General features: G+C 41.7%; 1 protein-coding gene. It reads left to right on the forward strand.

Features of this window, described 5'->3' with window-relative positions; translation table 11 throughout:
- Window positions 1-30 precede the first annotated feature (30 nt).
- Window positions 31-1,009 (forward strand): efflux RND transporter periplasmic adaptor subunit (locus A3738_RS04175; RefSeq protein WP_068763383.1); only part of this gene is annotated, 979 nt, incomplete at its 3' end.

Consider the following 1,009-nt stretch of genomic DNA (forward strand, 5'->3'; position numbering starts at 1 on the left):
TATTAGGAATGCAACTAGTAAGGAAATTATATGTTAAAGCGCATTTTAATCATTTCATTGGTGATCTGGTTTACGGCATGCTCATCAGAAGAAGCGACCGTCACTGAACCTCAGTTGCGTCCCGTAAAAACGTTTATTGTGGGAGGTTCTGACGAGGGCGCGATGCGAAGCTTTCCAGGTGTTGTTGATGCAAACCAAAAAGCCGAGCTGAGTTTTAGAGTCAGCGGAAAATTAACCAGCTTAAACGTAAAAGAAGGCGATCTAGTTACGGAGGGCCAGTTACTTGCTACCTTGGATGACTCGGACTTTAATATAGAGCTTCAAGAAGCTCAGGCTAGTTATTCAAAGGCTAAAGCTGATCTCGATAGAGCGAAATTATTAATTCAAAAAGGGCATATATCCAAAGCCGATTTCGATAAGTTAACATCTGCTGAAGTGGGAGCTAAAGCTCATTTAGATTCTATAAAACAGAAGCTCATTTATTCACAGTTAAAAGCCCCTTTTACAGGTCAAGTGGCAAAGCGTTACATTGAAAACTTCCAAGAAGTCGGCGCATCGCAAACTATCTTTCTACTGCAAGATCTTAGCAGTTTAGAGGTGAGTGTTGATATTCCTGCATCGGTTATGGTCAATGCAAAGCGCGATATCTCGACAATAGCCATCAACGCCCAATTTGATGCTATCCCAGATAGAAAATTCCCCCTAAAGGTTAAAGAAGTTTCGACTGTTCCTGACGAGGTGACACAGACATATTCAGTGAAACTAAGAATGGAAAATGTACCGGGTTACAACATCCTACCTGGAATGACTACGACAGTTAAGGCGAGTAATCCTGTTGCGACAGGCCAAACAATTTTTATCCCTAGTAGTACAATCTCAGGGTCAGATGAGCAAGCATATGTTTGGCTGATAGATGAGCAAGCAGACGGAACTGGAATAATTAAGAAACAAAATGTCAGTCTCGGAGACCTAGGCGAAAATGGCTTTGAGGTCTTAAATGGTCTGAATG

Source organism: Oleiphilus sp. HI0066 (assembly GCF_001635725.1).